Genomic DNA, 23,702 nt, shown 5'->3' on the forward strand with positions numbered 1-23,702 from the left:
ACTGTGAGCGGGAGAACACGGGGATGGGGAAATTTGATGATAATAATTATGAATAAATTTTATGTATCAAAATAATTTAGATAATCTAGTGAATTTTACCAAAAAAAATCGCCCGCGTTTAGCGGTGACGTTGGGAGATCCGGCGGGAATTGGGCCGGAGGTGATTTTGAAAGCTTTAGCAGAACCAGAAATTAGTAAGAAATATGACGTTACAGTGGTGGGAAACCGGGCTTTGTTAGGACATATTTATTACAAACTGAACTTAACTGAGAATTTAGTACCTTTGGCAAATCCAGACAATTTGTCAGTTATTAATGTGCAGTTAGATGGAAAAATTCAAGATGAAATTATTGCCGGAATAGGTAATGCGGCCAGTGGTGCGGCTAGTTTTGCGTATATGGAATGTGCGATCGCTCAAACACTGGCTGGTAAATTTGATGCTATTGTCACAGGCCCGATCGCTAAATCTGCTTGGAAAGCCGCAGGTTATAATTATCCAGGACAAACAGAACTTTTGGCAGAAAAATCAGGTGTTGAGCGTTTTGGGATGTTATTTGTGGCGCGATCGCCCCATACTAATTGGACACTCCGCGCAATACTAACCACCACACATATTCCCCTACGTCAAGTAGCCGATATATTGACACCGCAATTGTTGACACAGAAATTGGATTTGCTGGTGGAGTGTTTAGAGAAAGACTTTGGGATAGAAAATGGGAGAATTGCGATCGCAGGTTTAAATCCCCACAGTGGCGAACAGGGACAACTTGGACATGAAGAACAAGATTGGTTAATTCCCTGGTTAGAGCAAGAGCGGCAAAATAGACCACAATTACAGCTAGATGGGCCAATACCGCCAGATACGATGTGGGTTAAACCTGGTCAAGCTTGGTATGGAAATTCTTTAGTACAAAATCCTGCTGATGGCTACTTGGCACTTTACCACGACCAAGGCTTAATTCCTGTGAAGCTGATGGCGTTTGATCGAGCAGTTAATACTTCTATTGGCCTTCCTTTCGTTCGGACTTCACCAGATCATGGAACAGCGTTTGATATTGCGGGTAAGGGAATTGCTGATGCTACGAGTATGAAAGCAGCAATACATTTAGCGGCTGAGTTGGTTAGTCGAAGATTGGCGGTGGATTGTGGTTAAAAGTTCTTTGTTGCAATATTTACTAGGAGTAATGCTTACTTGAATTTTGAAATTATCGGAGACATCACCAATATTGAAATAATTGCTGTTGGTAACTCCATTCGTGAACTAGAACGCTTGCGTAAAATTTATGGTTCAGGACGGTGGCGGAAACTTAAAGGCTTTGCAACCATTAGCTTAGACGACGGAAGCATTTATGAAGTTGAGTTACACTGGTATGAAGCCCACGGAATTGGTAAGAAATAAATCAAAATAAAACGCTTTCTATAGGAGTCGTTATGCAGTCAGCGAACACGCAAACTCAATATGTTGTTTGCATTAACAACAAAGATTATCCTGCTTCTTTAGAAATTCGGAAAATTTACCAGACTCTTCCTGATTCTGATGCTGTTAAGCACCGAATGATTAGAGTTATTGATGAATCAGGTGAAGACTATTTATATCCTAGCAATTATTTCGTATTGATTGAATTACCAAAAGCGGTTGTAGAAGCTTTTTATCTCCCTAGTTAAAATTTAATTATTCGTTTCAATAACTCTAAAATCTATTTCAAAAAAACGTTGATAAAAGAAAAGCCCTCTTGTTGAGCTTGTTTTTCTGACTAATGAGTATTATAGAATATTCTTAAGCGAACAACTGTGCGAATAGGCTTTGGATCAGCCATTGTTATTTTTACACCTTTTATTTTTAGATTTTATAACTCGATCAGCGAAGCTATTCTTGTATCGCTGATGTCACTCTATATTAAATCTTTGTAACTTGCGCTCCCATCGGAAAAACAAACTTTCTCCATTTACCTCATCTGTCTCTTCACTTTCATCAATGAGGTCTTGGTTTTTCTCCTCTAATTCACGCATATACTGCCTGAGTATACCCCCAGCAGCGACCGCTCTACTTTTATGCAGTTGACGGGTTAACTCTAAAAACCATTCTCTATCACCCACCAAATCTGACTCTTTCACCTGATACTTGAGAATTTCTGGGATCAGTAGTGAAGGGTTATGATGTTTTGCGATCGCGCTAGTATGAACAAGAGGCTGGTAATCAATCCGTAAGCACTGCTGCCATAACGCTACCCATTTGGCATGAGAAAGATACCCATGACTAAAATACGAAGGCGGCACCATTGCCAAAATATGTAAATGCGGGTGTGCTGAGACTCCATCTCTACCTTTAGTTACTTCGATAGACTTCACCCAACCTTTTGCAGGCCATGCTTTCAATTCAGTGAATCGCTTAAAAGCCTTATTTATCAAATCCAAGTTTTCTCTGAGTTCCTCAATCTGGCAATTTTTTATAGTCAAGGTAACAAATAGCCAACGGTACTTGGGGTAATCAGTTACAACCTGTGGGAGAATCTTGTAAGCTCTTGCTTTCCACATGAGCGATGTCTAACGACAAGCCGCTTTGCGTCTGCGCCGCCACTGACAAACCGGACAATGACGAACTCTACAGAATCGTGCATCTGATAGCTTTAACTTGAGAATACCTTCCGATTCCTCTGGCACTAATTGAAACTTCAGCAACTCGGAACATATTCTCATCCGCCAAGCATACTGCTGAAAATAATCTTCGCCTGCTTTAGCATAATAATGCAGGACTTTATCAGTATTACTTCTGTGCTTGTCCCAAATTTTACCTATAGGTGAAACTTCGGTTAAGCTCTGTATATTTTGATTTTGTTGGAACTTATCTTGAGACGATATATTAAAAGCAATAAAGTCATTGTCTGAGGCTTGAGCAAACACGAAATCACCAAATTAGTTTGTATCAACGCCTCAAATTAACGCAATTTATACGGTCAAGCCTCAGTAAAAGTATTTAGGAAATTCGAGTTTTCCCTGAGTTCCTGAATCTATCAATTATTAAAAGCAATTTCGTTTTTGTCCAACTATAGATAGCCTTGGCCCGGAAAACATGTCAGATTACTTGAATAAGTACCAATCTGATAGGAAAACTATTCTAATGAAAATTTGGGCTACTACTGCTGTGCTAGTTTCTTCTTGGCTAATATTTGGCGTCATGGCCTCTAAGCCAATCAACGCTACTTCTGTTTTGGTAGAAAATGTTATATCATCTCCTGCGCCAACGAATACAAAACAGATTACTGTTAGTAACACTGAGTTCGGGCTGAAGAGAGTTGATTCCAAAGGGAATGTTACCATTTTGCGGACAACAAGAGTGCCACTTCAGCAAGGAAACGCCTACGGATGGCGGATTAAACTCAAAGACTACCAAGGTGAAGTGAAATGGCGCGAAGTCTTGCATTTACCAAAACCTCCAGAAACTTGGGGTACAGATAACGGTGAAGACTTCTCAATATCAGCAGATGGTACTACATCTGTGACACGGCGCACACAGTCGGCTCCAAACGGTGTGATTGAGAATTTTTGGACGATCGCTCCTGGCGATCCGCTTGGTAAGTATAGAATAGAGGTTTATATTGATGACCGTTTGATCAGTACTTTCGAGTTTGAACTTATTCCAGCTAAGTAAAGGGAAAGAAGAGGATTGCTCTAATTCCCTCCTTAAAAAGGAGAGTTAGGGAGGCTCAAGCTAACTACAAACCTTTAATTATTCACGTCGTTCTAGTTACTTATTCTTAAACCAATAATTGATATTTCTCTTGAGCTAGATTATAAAGTGGTCGCCAAACCAAACGATTGGTCAGTACTACCAAAAGAGACATTACCACAGTCGAAGCCAACAACAGAGAGAAATTGCCTGTAGCTGTGGCATGAGAAATTGTTGCGCCTAATCCAGGAGTACTAATTATTCGCCCTTGAAATGTGACGTACTCACTAACGATACTGGCATTCCAAGCGCCACCAACGGCGGTAATAATTCCTGTAATTAGGTAGGGAAAGATTGCAGGTAAAATTAAGGTTCGCCAACGTTGCAAAGTTGAGAGTTTATACACCCAAGCTGCTTCGATCAGGTCTGAGGGAATCGACTGTGCCCCAGCAATGACATTAAACAGGATATACCACATTGTCCCTAACATCATCAGAGCGATCGCACCAATCTGCAAACCACCAGCGATGCGGGTTAAAGCCAGCAAAAGTACTGGAAATAAGGCTGTTGCTGGTACAGAAGCAGCGATTTGTACCAATGGTTGTAAAACTTGAGCTAACTGTCGATTGCGACCAATTGCTACTCCTACGGGTACTGTCCACAATAGGGATAATATCAAAGCAATTACCACTCGCAAGGCCGTTAATATAGCGCCTTTCATTACTTGTTGCCAATCATCCCAGCCTAAAGTCCGTAACAGCAGTACGGCTTCCCAAGTACCCCACAGCACAATTAAGGTGAAGCCACTAACAAATACCCAATTTACAAAAGTCGGTAAATTTAGGTTTCCTTTGGTATTTACAGGTAGAGAACGCACGGGAAACGAGCGAATTAAACTATTGTCTAGGACTGTTTGTAATGGTTGAAAAACGCGATCGCTAATTGCGCGTAAAGTAGGCGATCGCCTGAAAATATCTAATACCCACGATTGGGGTGCATTTTCAGTTTCAAGCATCTCTAACTTGAATCTTTCTGCCCAAGCAATCAGGGGTCGCCACACAAAAAAATCAGTCACCACAATAATCCCAATCAGCAGCGCCAAGCCCCAGAGTATAGCTAGAAAGTCTCCATTATTGGCTGCTGTACCTAAAAAAGAGCCTAATCCAGGCAAGCGAAAATCTTTATTACCCAAGGTAAATGACTCAATTGCAATTAAAAAAAACCAACCTCCAGCCACCGACATTACACTATTCCATACCAAACCAATTACACCAGATGGTAACTCCAACGTCCAAAAACGTTGCCAGGGATTAAGCCGATAAACCCGCGTTGCTTCTCGTAATTCTTGCGGAATACTTTGAAGAGATTGGTAAAAACTAAACGTCATATTCCAAGTCATGCCAGTAAAAATTAGCAAAATTGCTGCTATTTCTACACCAATTCTCTGACCCGGAAACAGGGCAATCAAAGCCAGCACCACACCTGGTAAAAAAGACAATACTGGAATCGATTGCAGAATATCCAACATCGGAATTAAAATCCGTTCTGCAATTCGGGAGCGATAAGCGGTATAGGCATACAATAGGGTGAAAATTAAAGATAAAAAGTAAGCAAGACCCATACGGATCAGGCTTTGGGCTGCATATCCTGGTAAAGCATTGATGTTTGTAGAAATCGTCAGTTCGGGTTGAAAAGTACCGCTAAATTGTGAAGCAGTTCTAATAATTGCCACAATAAAAGATAAAATCACTAGAATTAGCAATCCATCTTGCCAAGTCCAATTGTTACGTCCCAGAGTTTTATTAGCAGGAGTGAGCGGTCGAGTCATATAAGTAGGGAGTAGAGGAGATTAACAATTCAAAATTCAAAAATCACAAATGACTAATAACCAATGACTAATGACTAACAACAGCTTGCTCTAAAAAGATTTGTCCCGATGGCTCATCGTAACCGTATATCTCGGCGTAACGACCCCACTCAACAGCACTGTTTAATTGCCGCTCGGCTTCTTCTGGACTAAAATGACTTTCTAAAATATCTAAAATCAGTTCTTCTGGAATACGTTGATTATTTTTCGCTTCTAGAAGACGGTAAATTTGCTGTACTAAACGAATATGAGTTAAAAGTTGCGATCGCACAATTTGTTTGCGATCGTCAATACTACCATTAATAAATTCTTGCCCGATTGGCTTTAGGCTAATATCACCTTCTGCGAGTTCTACAAAATCCATTAATTTTGCAGCTTCCACAATTGGTAAAATATCATCTACTTCTAGTTGCAATTCTTGGGTAAGCCGAGATAAATCTTTTTCTTGACGATCTTCTAAAATTTCCAAAAGACCGGCAATAGAACCAATTCGCACGGCTGGTAAAGACTGATATTTTGCTGGTGGTGTTGCATCTGGTACAGAGGTAGTAGCTGGAGGCTGAATTTTTTCTAATTCGGGGTTGGTGATGATTGTATAAACTTGATCTACTAGGGCTTGAAAATTTGGGTGTTTGCGATCGCGGTAATGGGGTAAAGTCACAGGTAAGTCAGCCCGAATTCTTCCCGGATTGCGTCCTAAAACAATAATTCGATCTGCCATAATTACCGCTTCCTCAATCCCGTGGGTGACGATGAGAATGGCTTGGGTCGGTATTCGACGTTCTAACCACAAATCTAATAACTCAAACCGTAAGTTTTCTGCTGTCAGCACATCCAATGCCGAAAACGGCTCATCCATACATAACAATTCTGGTTCTACAGCTAAAGCTCTAGCAAATCCAACTCGCTGACGCATTCCCCCAGAAAGCTCTTTGGGATAGGCATTTTCAAAACCATCCAAACCAATAATATCAATCATCTTCAGTGCCTTTTGCCGTCGAGAATCTGGCGCTTCTCCTTTTGCTTTTAAACCTAGTTCCACATTCTCTAATACAGTTAACCAAGGATAAAGAGCAAAACTTTGAAAAACAATTGCTACCCCAGGATTTAATCCAACTAAGGGACGATTATGATATATGACTTCACCTTGACTGGCGGGAATTAAGCCAGCAACAATCCGCATTAAAGTAGATTTCCCTGAACCTGAAGGGCCTAGCAATGCAACTATCTCCCCCGGTCGCAACTCAAGATTGATATTTTCTAAGATGACAATCTGCTGACCATTGGGCTGCTGATAAGATTTGCTGACATTTTTTAGGTCGATCAGATGTTCGGTTGCTGTTTTAAAGGCCATAATTCTTTCTGTAAGAGAATAATTAAATAAAATCTCATGTTGAGGTTATTTTACAATTAAAGCTGCTAAAAATGGCTTATTTTGCAATTTTAACAATTCGGTAGTTTAACTACTCGCTTACGTAGTAATAAATTAGCTCTAAGAGTTAATAAGAATAATTCCACTAATTGCTGCCAAAAAATAACCCTTGCCCGAATATTAAAATGAATATATTGTTATATTAGTTTTGTGCAACCGAGTAAATTTGGAATGATTGCAGATATTAAATAAACAATCTCTACTATGGCGGTTACAATAAAAATACCTTAAGTTAAAGAGTATCTTAGAGATAGAAGTTTAATTCTTGTTGGGTGGCGATCGTGAATACAGAGGAATTTCTGCAATTAATCGAAAAGCAGCGCTCATGTCCCCAGACGCTACCAAAAGCACTGCAAGCAATGTGGTATGACAAAAAAGGTGATTGGAACAAAGCTCATGAAATACTTGGAAATGCCAGTGATGCCGATAGTGCTTGGGTTCATGCTTACCTGCACCGCGAAGAAGGCGATTTGAACAATGCCCGTTACTGGTATCAGCGCAGTGGTCAGCCAGAGTTTTTAGGAGAACTAAGCCAGGAATGGGAACAAATAACTTCTGTATTGTTAAAAAAGGTAAACGCGACTCATGAATGCTGAGAAATTTGTGCGTCTAGCTAAAAACCTGATATTCTAGAGATCTCTAACAACTTTACTACCTAAACTTATTAGAGAATTACTAGATGTATTCAAAACGTCCAAATACCATTTTGGAATAGCCCGATTCTCAGTTATTTGCCTCAAGGCTTATTAGCAAACTCCCATTCTTCTACGGCGTAATCTGCTATTTCTTTGTAGCATCTACCTATATAAATATCACCATTACCTAATTTCTGAGTTTCCCGTAATGTCGCTATAAATGGCTTGTTTTTACTACGCCAAATAATATCTGATCTGGTAATTACATTTGTAATTGGGCTTTGTTTGTAACCTCCCCAACACCATTTTATTGCACGTTCTAGCTTTATCCCATCCCATTTCCCTAATTGAGGACTTCTATTTAAAAGATTACTTAACAGCGATTTAATTATTAACTGTGTGTATGTTTTTCTACCGTGTAATTTTATAATTCTATTGAAGCCGATCTTATTTTTTTGGTAATCTATATAAGCTGAAATGATGTTTTCTTTCGCTTTTTTGTTGACTGCACTATTATTTAAAATTTGATTTATAAATTGAGCAAAAGTTATATTAGGATCTTGAATTAAAGGTAAAATAGCTTGAAGCTGCCGTAAGTAAATTTCTTCAAATTTTGACATACTTCTTCCTTCATTATCTGCAATAATTAATTCAATAATATCCAAAAAATCATTTACTTTTCTCATTTCTACCTGAACTTTAAAATGAGATTTATCTTTATTGGATTTTTCCAACAATCTCAGTAACGCAGTGACTCTATGCCTGCCTCCTATGATGTAACTGTGTCGTATAGGGTTATCATCATCATTATCTTCTTCTCTTTCAAATTCTACGTATGCAATACTAGGTAATCTGAAAAATTTATTATGTTTTTTCAAACTATTCATAATATCAAGCAATCTTTTAGAATTTTCTTCAATAAGAGCTTGGTTAAAAGTTTTTTCAGTTCTTTCAAAAGCTTTTTCCAATTTCTCAGCCGTCATGATTCCTATATATGGTTCATAACCTTTTTCATAACTTATCCAGTTTTCTTGATTTTGAGAAAAACTACTCATTATTTTTTCCTTGTAATTCTGTTTATAGAAAATGATGAATTATATAGTTTCTGCATCTAAAGTGCTAAAACTATACTTTGGTTTTACCTACTAAGTAAAAAATATTGCAACAGTATAACTACTAGAACATCTGTAAAAACTTGCTAAAGAACAGGCGATTACTAATATCGGTCAAGCAATTCTGACTAATTAGAAGTCAATTCGTTGTAGGCTGTGGATCATAGGGTCTACAGAAGCACGGTGAAAATCAATCGGCACGAATGCGCTAAGGTTCTCACACAGTTAGAGATACAGCTATAAATTTAAGGCTAGAGTCAATTTTTTAACCCTAGCCTTAAATTTGTTATGTATATTGTTTTTTAACTATCTGTAGTTTAGACAGAATGTCAGAAATAAAGCTCCAATTATTGTTGCCTTCCTTTCTTTTCATCCAGTGCTTTTTGAACGGCATCTCTGCAAAACTGTGCTGGATTATCCTGTTTCTGTATTTCTTCCTTCATTTCCTTGGTAGCTCTAAAAGTAACATTTTCAGTTAATTCTTTACTCGGTGGATTGTCAAAGTTTTGAGGATTACCCTTACGGTTAGGCATTGTTGAGAGATGTAAATATAGCTTGTTTCGGAGCAAGCATCGAAATACAGTTTTAATTCGGTAGGCAATTTACCCTGAGAAAGTTGTTACCTACCGATACCACTTTTAGAAAATGGTTACTCTATGTTTACACGAACAGAACTCGAAATAAAGACCATTAAAGAACTTCGTGACCTATGCTTATGCTACGGCATCAAACCAACTGGGAATAAAGGGTACAAAACTTCATGGATTACATCGTTGATGGTGTTCCCTCAGATGGCGTTATCTCAGTTTGAAACAGGGAAGGGATTAAAACCTCCTACCTTTGCTTTTATGCAAGCGCTGAGTAACGCTATAGATGAGATGAATGCTCCAACTGATGAGCAAGCGGCACTTATCAAAATCACGATGGAAGGGAGAATAATGAATTACCCAGATAGGTACACCCAAGAGAAGCTACTAGCCTTGCACAAGGCGAAAATGTATCTTGAGATGGCTATTGGGTTGCTGAGTCAATAAAATCCATTAATTTTTTTAGCTAACTCCCTTCATTGTAGAGGGGAGTTTTTTTATACTTCTATTTCGATACTTTAGAAAAAAAATAATATTAATCTACTAAATAAAGAGATATCTTCTAAAGTTGTCAGACTATTACTTAGAGAAATCTAGCATAACCGATACATAGCAATATATAACCTATTTTTATTTTTTCTCTTAACTTAGCTATGCCAGAAATCGCCTACAAACGAGTACTATTAAGTGCCATAGTGCTAAAAATAGCTAGAACCCTTGTATGGTAAGGTGTGAGTTAGAGTTAAAATAGTACTTGAGGTTTTTCTGAGGTAAAAGATATAAAAATATAAATTTTTAATTATTAGAAAATTACTAGATAAATAATTTATATAAAAATGCAGTACAAAGTAACTAATAAATAGTAAATACTAGAAAATTAAAGATATTAGGCTGAAAGTACTAATTTAAGGTGGTTAGCATGGATGCTGAGGAATTAAAACGACGTTTTGCCGCAGGAGAAAGATATTTTCCAGCCGTCAATTTGAGTAGGAACAAGTTGATTGGAGCCTATTTGCCTGGAATAAATTTATGGGGTTCTGACTTGAGTGGAGCGAACTTAGCTAAAGCTAAACTCTGGGGAGCAGATTTAAGTAGAGCTAACTTAGCCAAAGCAAACTTGACCAGAGCTAATTTGAGCGGTGTCAAACTCAATGAAGCAAATCTCCGGGGAGCAAAACTCAACTATGCTAAGTTGTATGGAGCGAATTTGACTGGCGCTTACTACGATGACAGCACACGGTTTTCTAGAGGTTTTGACCCCATTAGTCAAAATATGCGGAAGGTGTAAAAGGGACTCGGTACTAGGTATTGGGGACTGGGTACTGGAAAAAAGCTTTTTAAAATTGGTGGTGGATAAGAGCAACCACTATGATTTTTCGATTTAGTACCTAATCCCCAGACCCCTTTAAATAACTGATTTTGATACATGTTGATGTGAACCATCTAACATAGGTGATATCAACATTTGTTCAAAGACTTTGGAAAGAGCAGTTTGAAAACGCTGGCGATGTTTGAGTTTGAAAAAAGGTCGAACTATTTCTGCGTAGGTGTAGCCTGCCGTAGGTATTGCACCTTTAGCTTCTCTATTATCAATAACTCGAATTGCCCGGAGTGTTCCCAGCTGTATTTCTTTTTTTACCATCAACTCAGAAATTCCAATTGCACCAACACCATCTTCGATCGCTGCTTTTGTCATCTCTCCACTATTAAATACTAAAATTACATCCAATTCACTGAGATTGATTCCCCAATTTTGTAGGGCTTCCTCAAACCTTTGCTGGGTTCCAGAACCTGGTTCTCGCATCACCCAAAGGGTTTGAGTTAATTGGCTTAAGTCAATTTCTCCCCACTCAAACCAAGGATGTTTTTGACCTACTACAATTTGTAAGCGATCGCTCCCCACTATTTCATACTCCAGAGTACTCTGAAGCGCTGGCTTCACATCTCCTTCTACCAAACCCAAATCAAACTGTCCTGTCGCCGTTCCCATACAAATCTCTTCTGTGTTGGCAAGGCTACAGTTAATCTGGATACCGGGATACTGGCTTTTAAACTCACTAATCTTACTTGGTAGCCAATAGTTACCAATTGTCAGACTTGACCCTAATTTCAACTCACCCCGTTGCAGATTGTTCAATTCCCGCAATCCCCTTTCAGTTAAGGAAACTTGATCGAGAATTTTTTGTGCTTCCACTTGCAATAATTTACCAGCCTCAGCAATCTCAATATGGCGACCAATCCGATGGAACAGTTTCACACCGTATTCTTGCTCTAAGTTGTGGATTGCTGCACTGACGGCCGGTTGTGTAATGTAAAGCTCCTCTGCTGCGCGAGTAAAGTGTAAGTGCTGCGCCACAGCCAGAAAAATCTTTAACTGCTCAAACGTCATTCCTGCCATTTATGATGTCCCTACAACTTGGTGTAAAATTTTTAATCACTTTCATTTATCATTTTGACAAACAAAAGCATTTGATTCTATCGGTTAGTTTGACTAAAGTATAAATCAAAGCTTCGGCACGGACTCAAACGACCAAGTAGAGAGCAGGGGAAGCAGAGAAAGCAGAGGGAGCAGGGGAAGCAGGGGGAGCAGAGGAGCAGAGGGGAAATAACCAATGCCCCATGCTCAATGCCCTATGCCCTATGCCCAATGCCCAATGTCTAATTCCCAAGCATGAAAATAAGGACTTCCACAAATGAGCGATTTCGTAACTGCAATTACCACAGGGATTACCGCATTCACTGCCACCAACATCGATGATATTGTCATTCTGACGTTGCTTTTTTCACAAATAAATAAAACATTCCGCAGTCGTCACATCCTTGGTGGTCAGTATCTCGGTTTTGCTGCATTGATCGTTGCTAGCCTTCCCGGTTTCTTCGGTGGACTGATTATACCGCAAGACTGGATTAGACTACTTGGTTTAATGCCAATAATCATTGGTATGAGTAGTTTACTAAAACGCGAAGAGGATTCACCAGAGGAAGCCGAAGAAGAAACCGAACCGTCTTGTCCTTCTGTGCTTGCCAGTTTTATCTCTCCGCAAACATGCAATGTAGCTGCGATCGCCTTTGCCAATGGTAGTGATAATATCAGCGTCTACGTGCCCCTGTTTGCCAACTCAGAATTAGATAGTCTGCTGGTAATATTAAGTGTATTTTTTACAATGGTGGGCGTATGGTGTTATACCGCTTACAAATTAACCTACTTGCCTGCGATCGCTCACTTTTTAACAGAGAATGGCAATACTTTTGTGCCTTGTATATTGATTGGACTCGGTATATTTATTGTTACAGAGAATGTTACTTGGACTCTTTTATCTGTAGTTTCTAGTTATATATTTTCATTAATTTTAGGTTTTAATAATCAGCCGTCGGGTGAAAAACAAGAAGAACTAAGTATCTAAGAAGAGGTGCATCATGAATTTTCTCACTAAAATGAATTCTAAATTGCAAAATATCTTATCTATCAACAGGAGTCAAAACATGAAAATCTGGAAATCTCTGCTAATTGTCTTGATGGTTTTGGTGAATCTCGCCCTTGCTCAACCTTCTTTTGCTGATCGACCAAAGTTTAGCAAAAACCCTGACTATATCGAAGTTACTAAAGCTCTGAAAGAACTCTCTCAGACAAAAGATGCCCAAACTCAAGTTGAAGGTCTTACACCAGAAGAAATTCAAAAGAGAACCGAAGAATTAACACTGCAAAAATATGCTTTAGAGACGGGAATCAACTGGGGTCAATGCGAAAACCAAACAGGTAATACCATCGCTGTATATGGCAAAAGACCAAATGATGAAGACGAACAAGAAGATGCCCTATACGACAATAACCTGTATTTTCTAGCAAATGGTCAGTCCACTCAAAACAACTGGGATTGTGATGGCATCTATCTAGCGAATGATGTCAAAGTAGCAAATTTCACTTCTAGTCCTAATGGGAAAGGTCAAGAATTGACAGGCCCAGCCGCTCTAAAAATACTTGATGGAACTCAGTTGGTGATTAAGACAAATCCAGATACTGGTGCGATTGACTTAAATGTTCCGACTGTGAAAGTTCTTAACAGCAAAACGGCTAATTGGTTTATCCCAGATATATCGCAGGCTATCCTAAATACACGAGTTCCGAATGCGCCTAGCAATCAGTCTTGAAATAAAACTGTATAATTTATCTATTTTTGAATGATTATTCATTAAATAGGGTAACAGCCAATATTCAGAGGAGAAGCAAGATAAACACTAGTGCAAACCTCTCTGATATTGGCTGTTTTATTAATTACACCTTATTACTTACACTTGCTTTGTACTATCAATTACGAATTATTAGCTCAGGCTTGTTTTATTTAGATATCTGCATTAAAATAAATTGAGAAAAATGTACAATCATAACAGATATATTTCATTAGCGCAAATATTGTGCTGGGTGCAAGTCATCTGGAAAGAGATTTACTATTACCTTTACATTTTTTTGAGAAGAGCCGCTTTGGGGATAAGGGTGTTATTGATGCAGTTAAAATCAAAACCTACAGAAGAAGATAAAGATAAAAAAAAGCCAGGACGATTAAATCCGTCCCGAATTCGAGATCACTTGGCAAATGAACGTACCTACCTCGCTTGGATGCGGACAGGGATTGCTCTTTTAGGTTTTGGTGTCGTCATTGTGCGTCTGCGTGCCTTCCATGTACCTTTAGTACCCCGTCCTGGCAACGGCTGGAAGTTAGGTTTAGTCTTCTCACTAGTGGGTTTGATTACCGTGTGGCTATCAACGGCACATTATTTCGCAGTCCGTCGTGATATCGAAGAAGATACTTATGAACCGACAGACCGTTGGGTGTTGCTGTTCAGTATCGCTGTGATGATTCTCGGCGCTGGAGTAATCTATTTTGTTTTTACAACTTCTTTAGATCCATTAAGTCCAGTTATCCCTGAGTAATAGTATTTTTAAAACCGTACTTTGTATAACTCAAATAATTCCCCTGATTTGTGCGTTACGATTTTAGCACCAGCTGCCTTAATCGTTTTTTCCCACTTAGCCAAAGACTCTAAAAACACCTCAGCCCCCAAATAGGTTTCCAAAACTGCCCAATCTTCTGCTAAAGGCTGTTCTGGATTGAGAACGTCAAACACAAAATGTCCACCTGGCTTTAATACGCGCTTGACTTCTGCTAGTACAGCATTCCAGTATTCGAGTGGAAAATAGCAACTAAATCCTGTGGCGATCGCTAGATCAAATTGCTCTGGTGAATAGTTTAACTGATGAGCTGCTCCCAACTCAACACCTTTGAACAGCTTAGAATTCAACTGTGGCCCACGCGAATTAAGGGTATCCCGTGCCACATTACTGATTTCTTGCCCATAAAAAAACGCTTGCCAATCCCGCCAAGGATAGATTAAAAAGCTGATACCACAGCCAATATCTATACAGTGCTGGTTTTTTTGAGGTTTAGCAACTTCCCAGAAAGGGGAAGCAATTCTACTTGAGAAACTACCTCCAATCCACTCCCGGAATATCGGCATCGCCTGTACTTCTGCTGGGAGTTCAAAGGTTTCACGTTGATACTCCCGGTTAAAACGATAGGCTACTTGCACTAATTTTTCTTGCCAGTCGTTGGAGTGATGGGCAGCAAAAAGATTTTGTAACTGTGAATCAGGCTTTTTAGACATTAGGTTTTTATTACTTTTTAACTACTTTAATCCAGTTTTAGTGTAGACAAAGTGCAAGCAGTAAGTTCTATGTTCTCATTACCATAGCACCGCTACGGACGGTATTAAATGTAAGGCGGTTCGTTCTTTATTTCTTGCACTATCCACGCATTTTCATACAGAATTGATATTACCTATTCTCACTACTGATGCTTCAGTCTTGAGAGCGAAAATTACGATTTGATGTAAAGCATAATGAAGCTTTAAGAAGATACGGCATAGGGAAACTGAGAAATTGCCTTGGGATGTTGTTTAAAATAAGCCTGGAGTTACTTGCAGATAAACACTATGGCAGAAATTCAGTTGGCGATTGAGGGTAAAGACGCGATCGCAGCAACAGAGGCGCTTTTGGCAATACCTGGTATCTCAGGTGACTACAGAGTTAATACAAAAGCACCCGAAAGAGAAGCAGTAGTAGCCACTGTTGCTACCATCGTTGGTATTGTCGGGGGAAGCATTGCGATCGCTGAACAAATCCGCAAGTGGTATCAAGAGTATAAAGCTGCACAGTCTGGTAAAAGAATTGAAAAGGTGTTGATTGTGGGGCGTAATGGCAGACGTATCCTTTTAGAGGATGCAACCCTAGAAGAAATTCGCCAAATTTTAGAATCGTAGAGAGGCGATTAATCGCGTCTGTTGTTACAAAATCGGAAATGGTAAACTTGAGGCAAATACTGAAGTCTCAAAATTCAGAACGTGCAAACTCTCCACCTCGACCTCAAGCCAGTTGCAGAGAATTACGTAGAATTACGTTACTTTATTGATAATCCAAATGAATATCAAAAGCGATCGCTCCTTCTGGCAGAAATTGCCGACTTGATTCAGTTAGCAGAACGAGATTATTACGTTGCAGATTTGCCAGAAGATTATGTAGTAACTGGACGGCGGTTGTATAACTGGTTGGATGGGAGCGATCGCACTCTGCAACCCTTGCTAGATAAGTATCGGCGTGAGGGGATTGTGTTAGCGATCGCCGCAACAGAAAAACTCGCCCATCTGCCTTGGGAAGTGCTGCATGATGGCGTTAATTTTTTGGTTCAGCGAGTCCCAGCTATTGTCCCGGTGCGCTGGGTGTCGGATAGTACGGTAAAAAAATTGACTATTGACGGGGAACCAGAAAACCGGGCGCTGCAAGTTTTGTTTATGGCAACTTCGCCGTTGAATGTCGAACCTGTGCTGGATTTTGAGGGAGAGGAAGCACGGATTTTGGAGGCGACAAAGCGGCAACCTTTAGCTTTGACAGTGGAAGAAAGCGGCTGTTTATCGGAGTTGGGTTATTTAGTTGATGCTTACGACAGGGAATATTTTGATATTTTACACCTGACGGGTCATGCTACTTTACAAGATGGGCAACCCCGCTTTATTACGGAAACAGCAACAGGTGAAGCTTTCTATGCTAGTGCTGGGGATATCGCCCAAGAATTACAATTTCGATTGCCTAAACTCATTTTCCTCTCTGGTTGTCGCACTGGGCAAGCTGGTAATGGCGGTTCTGTGCCGTCAATGGCTGAAGAATTGCTGAAATCTGGTGCAAAAGCGGTTTTAGGTTGGGGTCAAAAGGTTTTAGATCCTGATGCTACAGCCGCAGCAGCCGCATTATATGAGGAATTATCAGCCGGAAAACAAATCACTGAAGCTGTTGCTTGTACTTATCAAGCATTAATTAACAACAAGGCGCGGGATTGGCATTTATTGCGGCTGTATGCAGCAGGCAATTTACCGAGTTCATTAGTCACACCTTTGCGGACTCGTGGACGGAAACCAGCACCACCGCTTTCTGTTTCTACCCAGTTTTTAGATCCTGCGGGTAAGGTGAAAGTCCCGACGCGAGAGAGTTTTGTTGGTCGTCGTCGTCAATTGCAAAATTGTTTGCGGGTGCTGAGTCAATCAAGCGATGAAGTTGGGGTGTTGATTCATGGGATGGGCGGTTTGGGTAAAAGTAGTTTAGCAGCTAGGCTTTGTGACAGACTGCCGAATTTCGAGCGCGTTGTCTGGGTGGGGAAAATTGATAAATCCAATTTGGTGAATCAGTTAGCAAAACAGTTGGATAAGAAAGAACAACGTGAAAGCTTACAAGGTGACGATGAAGAATTGGAATTCCGGCTGAGGCGAATTTTCCGTCAGTTGTATGAGGAAGCAAAGCCGTTTTTGTTGATACTGGATGACTTTGAAGTGAATTTAGAACCTCGCAATCAGAGTTATGTCTTGCAATCAGAAGCAGCAGAGGTAATGAAAGCTTTAGTTTGGGCAATTAGAGAAAATTCCACTTCCCACCGCATCATTATTACCTGCCGTTACGATTTTGAATTTACCCAGTTGCAGCATTTCTATAAACAGCCGTTGGATGCACTGCAAGGCGCAGATTTGCAAAAAAAGTTTAGTCGCCTCACAGCCTTTGGTGCAGAATCTCAGGTGGATGAGGCGTTAAAATCGCAGGCGCAGAAGTTAGCGGATGGTAATCCCCGCTTGCTGGAATGGTTGGATAAGATTCTGCAAAATACAACTGTTAATGTGGCGACAATTTTGAATCGGTTAGCAGCAGATCCGGTGGAGTTGCGAGAGCAAGTTTTGGCAGAGGCGTTGCTGGAACAGATGGATACAACCATGCGGGAGATGTTGTCACGGGGTTTGGTGTTTGAGTTGCCAGTGCCGAGAGAAGCTTTAGCCGCAGTTTGTGACACTATCCCCAATTTGGAACATTATATTAGTCGGGCGGTGGCGTTGGGACTGTTGGAAGTGAGCCATGATGAGGCGTTACGAGTGCCGCGTATTTTACCTGTGCAAATACGATCAGATGGGGAATTGCATAAGCAAGCGGCTGAGGTGTTGTATCGTTTGTGGTGGGAAGAGGCTAACACAGGAATCGAGGAACAACGGTTAGAAATTCATCGCTTGGCTCTGCTGGGTAAGGAAGAAAAAAAAGCAGCTAACATAGCAAGCAGTTTAGCAAATCGCTGGTGGCAACAAAGTCGATTTAGGGAAGCGGTGCAGCTGTGCAAATCAACCTTAGAAATTACTGAAGACTATCGCGTTCTCAAGGAGATGGGTTATTGTGAGAGCCAAGTTGGTGAGGTTGATCAAGCACTAAAGCATTATCAACAAGCGTTAAACCTTTGTCCTTTAGAAGATAAACAAGAACAAGCGGCAATTAAGCACTGTTTGGGAATACTCAAAGCCAATACCGGAGAAATAGAAGAAGCGATCGCCCTTTATCAACAATCCCTCGCTCTCAATGAACAAATCGGCCATGTCCAAGGCAAGGCGATGACGTTGCACGAAATGGGAATACTCAAAGCCAATACCGGAGAAATAGAAGAAGCGATCGCCCTTTATCAACAATCCCTCGCTCTCAATGAACAAATCGGCCATGTCCAAGGCAAGGCGATGACGTTGCACGAAATGGGAATACTCAAAGCCAATACCGGAGAAATAGAAGAAGCGATCGCCCTTTATCAACAATCCCTCGCTCTCAAAGAACAAATCGGCGATGTCCAAGGCAAGGCGGCGACGTTAAGCCAATTGGGGATACTCAAAGCCAATACCGGAGAAATAGAAGAAGCGATCGCCCTTTATCAACAATCCCTCGCTCTCAAAGAACAAATCGGCAATGTCCAAGGCAAGGCGACGACGTTGCACTGTTTGGGAATACTCAAAGCCAATAGCGGAGAAATAGAAGAAGCGATCGCCCTTTATCAACAATCTCTTGCTATCTATGAACAAATCGGCAATGTCCAAGGCAAGGCGACGACGTTGCACTGTTTGGGAATACTCAAAGCCAATAGCGGAGAAATAGAAGAAGCGATCGCCCTTTATCAACAATCTCTTGCTATCTATGAACAAATCGGCTATGTCCAAGGCAAGGCGACGACGTTGCACCAATTGGGAATGCTCAAAGCCAATACCGGAGAAATAGAAGGAGCGATCGCCCTTTATCAACAATCCCTTGCTCTCGATGAACAAATCGGCTATGTCCAAGGCAAGGCAATGACGTTGTGGTGTTTAGGGCATATAGCAAAACAACAGGGCGATTACAATCAAGCACTAGATTATTTGCAACCAGCCTTGGAGATATTGCAGCGTATCCAATCTCCTCGTGCTGAGAGATTAGGGCAAGTGGTGGCGAGAGTGCAAGATTTAATTCGTAATTCGTAATACTTCGGCTACGCTCAGTACAAGTTCGTAATTCGTAATTAAGAAAGTGAGAATTGAATTTGGCTTTACAGGTTGGCATCTGTCGCCTATTTTGAAGAATTCCTGTAAGCGATCATCGCCTATTTTGCATTAAATTGATTTATCCACGAGTCTTTGAACTCCATTAATGAGGCTTTGATACTCATTAAAGAGGTTCTGAACTCCATTAATGAGTCTTTGAGCTTCATTAAAGAGGCTCTGAACTCCATTAATGAGCCTTTAACCTTCATTAAAGAGGCTTTTGAACTCCATTAAAGAGGCTTTGATACTCATTAAAGAGGTTCTGAACTCCATTAATGAGTCTTTGAGCTTCATTAAAGAGGCTTTGAACTCCATTAATGAGTCTTTGATACTCGTTCAGCAGTTTTTGAGACTTGTGGCTTGGTTGTCGGAGACTGCGATCGCAATAATAGTACACCACGGCGTAAATAGAGCAACCATTTAAAATACCTAAATAGCTTATTCCATAATACTTTTGACTTTTGACTTTTGACTTTTGACTTCCGCCTTGCGGTACTACCTACTGAGTTAAGAACGCCGTGCATTCAAGCAACACCATTCTTTTCGTTTCCACAGGGTAGCAACCACCCAACCATTTTGTTCTAAAGCATCAGCAACACCTTTAGATTGTTCTAGTAAAATACCACTGAAGATCGCCCAAGTTTCAGGTTTAGCGATCGCACTCATTTCTGGAATTAATTCAATAATTACATGAGCCAAAATATTGCAAACAATACCATCCACTGGATTTTCAAGCAGTTTTGTCAAAACGTCTACACTTCCCAGTGCAGTTAGTAAACGTTCTGAACTAATATCGTTGAGCGCACCATTACTGATAGTTGATTGCACCGCTAAAGGGTCATTATCTACTGCATAGACTTTCTCTGCTCCCAGTAGCAGCGCCCCAATAGAAAGGATACCAGAACCACAGCCAATATCCGCAATTACCAGATGTTCATGTTTGCCACTAGCACCCACAAACGACTGAGGAACTCCACTTAGCCGCATTTCCAAGGATTCCAAACATAGTTGAGTAGTGGCATGGTTGCCCGTACCAAATGCTACACCAGGGTCAAGACGAATCACTAACCGTTCCGTTGTTTCTGGTAATGGTAGCCAAGCGGGGTTGATTAGGAAGCGATCGCCTATTTCTTGCGGATGCCAATATTGTTTCCAGCTAGTCGCCCAATCTTCCTCATCAATTAACTGCCATTGCAGTGAGGGATATGAAACTCCTACACAGAGAGCATCTTGACGCAGCCACAGCGACAGCGCAGCCAAATCTAGCAGCTGCGTTTGAATTGTCGATAAATAAGCCCTGACTAAAGATGAATTTCCTTTATTTTCACTAGCTGTTCCACGACAGCCAAAATCCTCCAGTCGCCAAAAGATCGAATCTTCTAGGTCTGGCTCACATAAAATCTGTAGTTCCCACCAGGTGTTTGCCATCTTTCAGAATTCAGGAGTCAGAATTCAGAAGTCAGGAGGAATTATTTCTTCTGACTCCTGGCTCCTGACTTTTAAAGTGTTACTGTATACGCGTCCCGAATACCAGGGACTTTTATAATCTCATCCAAAATGCCCTCTGGTAAAGGGTCATCTATACTCAGAGCCATTACGGCATCACCACGGACGATTTTACGACCTACTTGCATACTGGCAATATTCACATTAAAACTGCCGAGTAGAGAACCGAGTTTGCCGATAATCCCTGGCATATCGCGGTGCAGAGTAAACAACATATATTTACTGGGTGGGACGTTAATCGGGAAACCGTCAACATCAGTTAAATGGATTTCCCGTTCTCCCAACAAAGCGCCGGTGACAGAATGAGTACCTAAAGTGCCGGTGGCTTCTAGATGAAGCGTTCCGGCATAGTCTCGAATGGAAGCATCGCGGGTTTCAATTACCCGAATTCCGCGCTCTTTGGCTTCTATGCTGGCATTTACGTAATTTACTCGTTCTCGCAAAGCTTGGTAAAGTAAACCTTTTAGGGCAGCTACCACCAAAGGCTGACTTTTGTTGGTTGCGAGTTCGCCTTGCAGTCGAATATTGAGTACTTCCACCCGTCCGCCAGCTAGCTGTCCTACTAGATTACCTAGAGTTTCTGCTAGTTGCATGTAGGGTTTGAGTTCTTCCAACACATCGGGGCCGAGTCCGGGAATGTTGACGGCTGAACGCGCTGGTAGTCCTAAAAGTACATCCCGAATTTGTTCAGCAACATCAATAGCCACATTCACTTGAGCTTCTGCGGTAGAGGCTCCTAAGTGGGGAGTGAGGATAACTTCTTTGCCTAGCGATCGCAATTCAGATTCACCCAGTGGTTCTGACTCGAACACATCCAAAGCTGCACCCCCGATTTTACCCGCTTTCAAAGCTGCTGCCAAAGCTACTTCATCAATGATCCCACCACGAGCGCAGTTGATAATCCGGGCTGTGGGTTTCATTTTTGCCAAGGTTGTGGCATTGATTAAGTGGGTGGTTTCTGGGGTTTTGGGGATGTGTAGGGTGATATAGTCTGCTTGCTGGAAGAGTAAATCTAACTCAACTAATTGACAGCCAAGTTGTTCAGCTCGGTCTGTAGAAATAAAAGGGTCATAAGCTAGAAGTTTCATGCCCATTGTCTTAGCTACAGCCGCAACATGAGAGCCAATTTTACCCAAACCGACAACGCCAAGAGTTTTTTTGTAGACTTCCGCACCGACAAAGCTATTGCGATCCCATGCACCGCGTTTCACCGAAGCATTAGCATCGGGGATGTGGCGAGACAAAGCCAAAATCATCGCTAGCGCATGTTCGGCGGCGGCGATCGTGTTTCCCTCTGGAGAATTGACTACTACAATTCCTCGGCGAGTGGCAGCCGGAACATCCACATTATCCACACCCACACCAGCACGACCGATGATTTTTAGCTGAGTGCCAGCTTCAATGATTTCTTGGGTGACACGCGTACTAGAGCGAATCATCAGCGCGTCATACTCACCAATAATTTCGATCAGTTCTGCTGGTTTTAGACCTAGTTTGACATCAACGGTAGCAACTTGCGAAAGAATGTCAATTCCAGCTTGGTCAATAGAATCTGAGACAAGAACCTTCGACATGATTACTTCATTTAAAGCTACAGGTTTTGCTGCACAAGACTTTTTAGTTTAGTCTTTATCTGTCACAATTCAGCAAAAATTATTCGTTTTAATATCAACTTAACTTTTACTTACGTTGCGTGGTAATGGTATCGAAGCATAAGTTGCTCTCAATCGGTACTGCCTCCTAAGTATTGGAACATGAGTGGCAGTTTGCACCACCCTGTCGCTAAATATAAAGCATTAATAGCACTTAGTACCTATATATTTATTAATAGTTAAGAGTTACCAAAATTTTATCATCTTAAGCAACTTACTTATTGAAGTAGAAATGCCTGCATTCTTGACTGGGCTGCAACTTTAGCTTCGGCAATGTTCTGCACTACCAACAAACAAGCTAGTAACTATTATATCCGTGGAATCTTGACTATTTCTCAATACCACAAGTGGTATCCCTTAGTCAAAGCAAAACATTACATTATTAAGATAATCGGATTGTGACAGTTAGAATCTAGGCATCAAATAAATTTTCTTGTTCGTGATTCTGGCAGATTTAAGATTGTCTAGTAGTTAAAAGCTGTTAGTTAGTATCAGCGGAGTACCTAATATATATTAGTAAACTAATGATATAGTTGCGGATAAATCGCTATAATTCTGGTGAGTCAAAGAGAGCCAAATATCCTTTGAGTTTTAGGGAAACCAGCCATGTTAGAGTACAACTTGCCCAGGTACTTGCCCTCAGCCGAAGAACTGCCAGACTCTGATGAAACGCCTGTGGATAATGAACTACAAGAATTAATACCAGGCTTGCTGAAAGCGATCCTGCTGATACTTTGGTCAGAGCGTATGGATTGGCTCTTTGGCATAGATATGGGTATTTATTATCACCCCGATAAACCGGCCATTGTTCCAGATGGGTTTTTGAGCTTAGGGGTAGAGCGATTTTATGATGAAGAACTGCGTCCGAGTTATGTGCTGTGGGATGAAAATGTTGTACCGATTTTCGTCCTAGAAGTAGTTTCCCAAAATTATCGCAAGGAATACACTACTAAATTGGTTGAATATGAGGCTTTAGGTGTACTTTATTACGTGATTTATTCGTCTCGTCGTCGCCGCAAACCGCATTTAGAAGTACATAAGTTAGTTAATGGTAGGTATGAATTGCAAGAGGGAAACCCCGTTTGGCTGCCAGAAATTGGCTTAGGAATTGGTTGCGAAAGGGGAAATTATTGCGGTGTAACGCGAGAATGGTTGTATTGGTATGATGAGCAAGGACAACGGTATCTCACACCCGCAGAACAAATAAAACAAGAAGTACAACGCGCTCAACAAGAAGCACAACGCGCTAAAGTTGCAGAACAAAGAGTGCAACAATTGACAGAACAATTAAGAGCGCTGGGAATAGATCCAGATAATCTGGCTTAACTGAAG

The 23,702-nt window shown here is 40.9% G+C and carries 23 protein-coding genes; 13 read left to right on the top strand and 10 right to left on the bottom strand.

Annotated features, from left to right (window positions below; translation table 11 throughout):
* Positions 1-61: 61 nt before the first annotated feature.
* Genes pdxA through RMY00_RS15690 form a run of 3 tightly spaced genes read left to right on the top strand, consistent with a single transcriptional unit; the run spans position 62 to position 1,665 of the window.
* Positions 62-1,153, top strand: a complete 1,092-nt coding sequence (pdxA, locus tag RMY00_RS15680; RefSeq protein ID WP_322648411.1) for a 4-hydroxythreonine-4-phosphate dehydrogenase PdxA — start codon at positions 62-64, stop codon at positions 1,151-1,153.
* Between the two features lie 39 nt (positions 1,154-1,192).
* A complete protein-coding gene (locus RMY00_RS15685; protein ID WP_322648412.1) occupies positions 1,193-1,399 on the top strand; it encodes a hypothetical protein in 207 nt (68 codons plus the stop codon).
* Between the two features lie 32 nt (positions 1,400-1,431).
* On the top strand, positions 1,432-1,665 hold the full coding sequence (locus RMY00_RS15690; protein WP_322648413.1) for a hypothetical protein: 234 nt from the start codon (positions 1,432-1,434) through the stop codon (positions 1,663-1,665).
* Between the two features lie 222 nt (positions 1,666-1,887).
* Here the strand turns inward: RMY00_RS15690 and RMY00_RS15695 are convergent, their stop codons facing one another.
* Positions 1,888-2,535: a protein rep gene (locus RMY00_RS15695; protein ID WP_322648414.1), complete on the bottom strand. Its 648-nt coding sequence runs from the start codon at positions 2,533-2,535 to the stop codon at positions 1,888-1,890.
* Positions 2,536-2,544: 9 nt separating this feature from the next.
* On the bottom strand, positions 2,545-2,901 hold the full coding sequence (locus RMY00_RS15700; RefSeq protein ID WP_322648415.1) for a hypothetical protein: 357 nt from the start codon (positions 2,899-2,901) through the stop codon (positions 2,545-2,547).
* 217 nt (positions 2,902-3,118) lie between these two features.
* On the opposite strand from RMY00_RS15700, the gene RMY00_RS15705 reads away from it, so the two are divergent.
* Positions 3,119-3,649, top strand: coding sequence for a hypothetical protein (locus RMY00_RS15705; RefSeq protein WP_322648416.1), 531 nt, complete (start codon positions 3,119-3,121; stop codon positions 3,647-3,649).
* 106 nt (positions 3,650-3,755) lie between these two features.
* On the opposite strand, the gene RMY00_RS15710 is transcribed toward RMY00_RS15705, so the two are convergent.
* Together RMY00_RS15710 and RMY00_RS15715 are read right to left on the bottom strand one after the other, a co-directional pair.
* Positions 3,756-5,495, bottom strand: coding sequence for an ABC transporter permease (locus RMY00_RS15710; protein ID WP_322648417.1), 1,740 nt, complete (start codon positions 5,493-5,495; stop codon positions 3,756-3,758).
* A gap of 67 nt (positions 5,496-5,562) precedes the next feature.
* On the bottom strand, positions 5,563-6,888 hold the full coding sequence (locus RMY00_RS15715) for a nitrate/sulfonate/bicarbonate ABC transporter ATP-binding protein (RefSeq protein WP_322648418.1): 1,326 nt from the start codon (positions 6,886-6,888) through the stop codon (positions 5,563-5,565).
* Between the two features lie 359 nt (positions 6,889-7,247).
* On the opposite strand from RMY00_RS15715, the gene RMY00_RS15720 reads away from it, so the two are divergent.
* On the top strand, positions 7,248-7,562 hold the full coding sequence (locus RMY00_RS15720) for a hypothetical protein (RefSeq protein WP_322648419.1): 315 nt from the start codon (positions 7,248-7,250) through the stop codon (positions 7,560-7,562).
* 140 nt (positions 7,563-7,702) lie between these two features.
* On the opposite strand, the gene RMY00_RS15725 is transcribed toward RMY00_RS15720, so the two are convergent.
* Positions 7,703-8,656: a hypothetical protein gene (locus tag RMY00_RS15725; RefSeq protein ID WP_322648420.1), complete on the bottom strand. Its 954-nt coding sequence runs from the start codon at positions 8,654-8,656 to the stop codon at positions 7,703-7,705.
* Between the two features lie 404 nt (positions 8,657-9,060).
* A complete protein-coding gene (locus tag RMY00_RS15730; RefSeq protein WP_292775647.1) occupies positions 9,061-9,246 on the bottom strand; it encodes a hypothetical protein in 186 nt (61 codons plus the stop codon).
* Positions 9,247-9,369: 123 nt separating this feature from the next.
* Between RMY00_RS15730 and RMY00_RS15735 the strand changes: the two genes are divergently transcribed.
* Positions 9,370-9,747: a hypothetical protein gene (locus RMY00_RS15735; RefSeq protein ID WP_322648421.1), complete on the top strand. Its 378-nt coding sequence runs from the start codon at positions 9,370-9,372 to the stop codon at positions 9,745-9,747.
* Positions 9,748-10,219: 472 nt separating this feature from the next.
* Positions 10,220-10,588 (top strand): pentapeptide repeat-containing protein, encoded by a 369-nt coding sequence (locus RMY00_RS15740; protein ID WP_322648422.1) that lies wholly within the window; start codon positions 10,220-10,222, stop codon positions 10,586-10,588.
* 117 nt (positions 10,589-10,705) lie between these two features.
* Here RMY00_RS15740 and RMY00_RS15745 read toward each other — a convergent pair whose 3' ends face one another.
* Complete coding sequence (locus RMY00_RS15745) at positions 10,706-11,698, bottom strand: LysR substrate-binding domain-containing protein (RefSeq protein WP_322648423.1); 993 nt, start codon at positions 11,696-11,698, stop codon at positions 10,706-10,708.
* Positions 11,699-11,993: 295 nt separating this feature from the next.
* On the opposite strand from RMY00_RS15745, the gene RMY00_RS15750 reads away from it, so the two are divergent.
* The 3 genes from RMY00_RS15750 to RMY00_RS15760 all read left to right on the top strand — a co-directional run bounded on the left by RMY00_RS15750 (position 11,994) and on the right by RMY00_RS15760 (position 14,230).
* A complete protein-coding gene (locus RMY00_RS15750; protein WP_322648424.1) occupies positions 11,994-12,704 on the top strand; it encodes a cadmium resistance transporter in 711 nt (236 codons plus the stop codon).
* 79 nt (positions 12,705-12,783) lie between these two features.
* Positions 12,784-13,449 carry a hypothetical protein gene (locus RMY00_RS15755; protein ID WP_322648425.1) on the top strand — a complete coding sequence of 222 codons (666 nt, stop codon included), beginning with the start codon at positions 12,784-12,786 and terminating at the stop codon, positions 13,447-13,449.
* Positions 13,450-13,801: 352 nt separating this feature from the next.
* Positions 13,802-14,230, top strand: a complete 429-nt coding sequence (locus tag RMY00_RS15760; RefSeq protein ID WP_322648426.1) for a DUF202 domain-containing protein — start codon at positions 13,802-13,804, stop codon at positions 14,228-14,230.
* An 8-nt stretch (positions 14,231-14,238) separates the two neighbouring features.
* On the opposite strand, the gene RMY00_RS15765 is transcribed toward RMY00_RS15760, so the two are convergent.
* Positions 14,239-14,961 (bottom strand): class I SAM-dependent methyltransferase, encoded by a 723-nt coding sequence (locus tag RMY00_RS15765; RefSeq protein WP_322648427.1) that lies wholly within the window; start codon positions 14,959-14,961, stop codon positions 14,239-14,241.
* Between the two features lie 327 nt (positions 14,962-15,288).
* On the opposite strand from RMY00_RS15765, the gene RMY00_RS15770 reads away from it, so the two are divergent.
* The gene (locus tag RMY00_RS15770) at positions 15,289-15,615 is read left to right on the top strand and encodes a hypothetical protein (RefSeq protein WP_322648428.1); all 327 of its coding nucleotides are present in this window, start codon (positions 15,289-15,291) and stop codon (positions 15,613-15,615) included.
* A gap of 81 nt (positions 15,616-15,696) precedes the next feature.
* Positions 15,697-19,152 (top strand): tetratricopeptide repeat protein, encoded by a 3,456-nt coding sequence (locus RMY00_RS15775; protein ID WP_322648429.1) that lies wholly within the window; start codon positions 15,697-15,699, stop codon positions 19,150-19,152.
* 567 nt (positions 19,153-19,719) lie between these two features.
* Here the strand turns inward: RMY00_RS15775 and prmA are convergent.
* Both prmA and serA read right to left on the bottom strand, forming a co-directional pair.
* On the bottom strand, positions 19,720-20,640 hold the full coding sequence (gene prmA / locus RMY00_RS15780; protein ID WP_322648430.1) for a 50S ribosomal protein L11 methyltransferase: 921 nt from the start codon (positions 20,638-20,640) through the stop codon (positions 19,720-19,722).
* Between the two features lie 71 nt (positions 20,641-20,711).
* On the bottom strand, positions 20,712-22,292 hold the full coding sequence (gene serA, locus RMY00_RS15785; protein WP_322648431.1) for a phosphoglycerate dehydrogenase: 1,581 nt from the start codon (positions 22,290-22,292) through the stop codon (positions 20,712-20,714).
* Positions 22,293-22,976: 684 nt separating this feature from the next.
* Here serA and RMY00_RS15790 point away from each other — a divergent pair.
* Complete coding sequence (locus RMY00_RS15790) at positions 22,977-23,696, top strand: Uma2 family endonuclease (RefSeq protein ID WP_322648432.1); 720 nt, start codon at positions 22,977-22,979, stop codon at positions 23,694-23,696.
* The last annotated feature ends 6 nt before the right edge of the window (positions 23,697-23,702 follow it).

The organism is Nostoc sp. ChiVER01 (assembly GCF_034531155.1).
In the GTDB taxonomy this organism is placed as follows: domain Bacteria; phylum Cyanobacteriota; class Cyanobacteriia; order Cyanobacteriales; family Nostocaceae; genus Nostoc.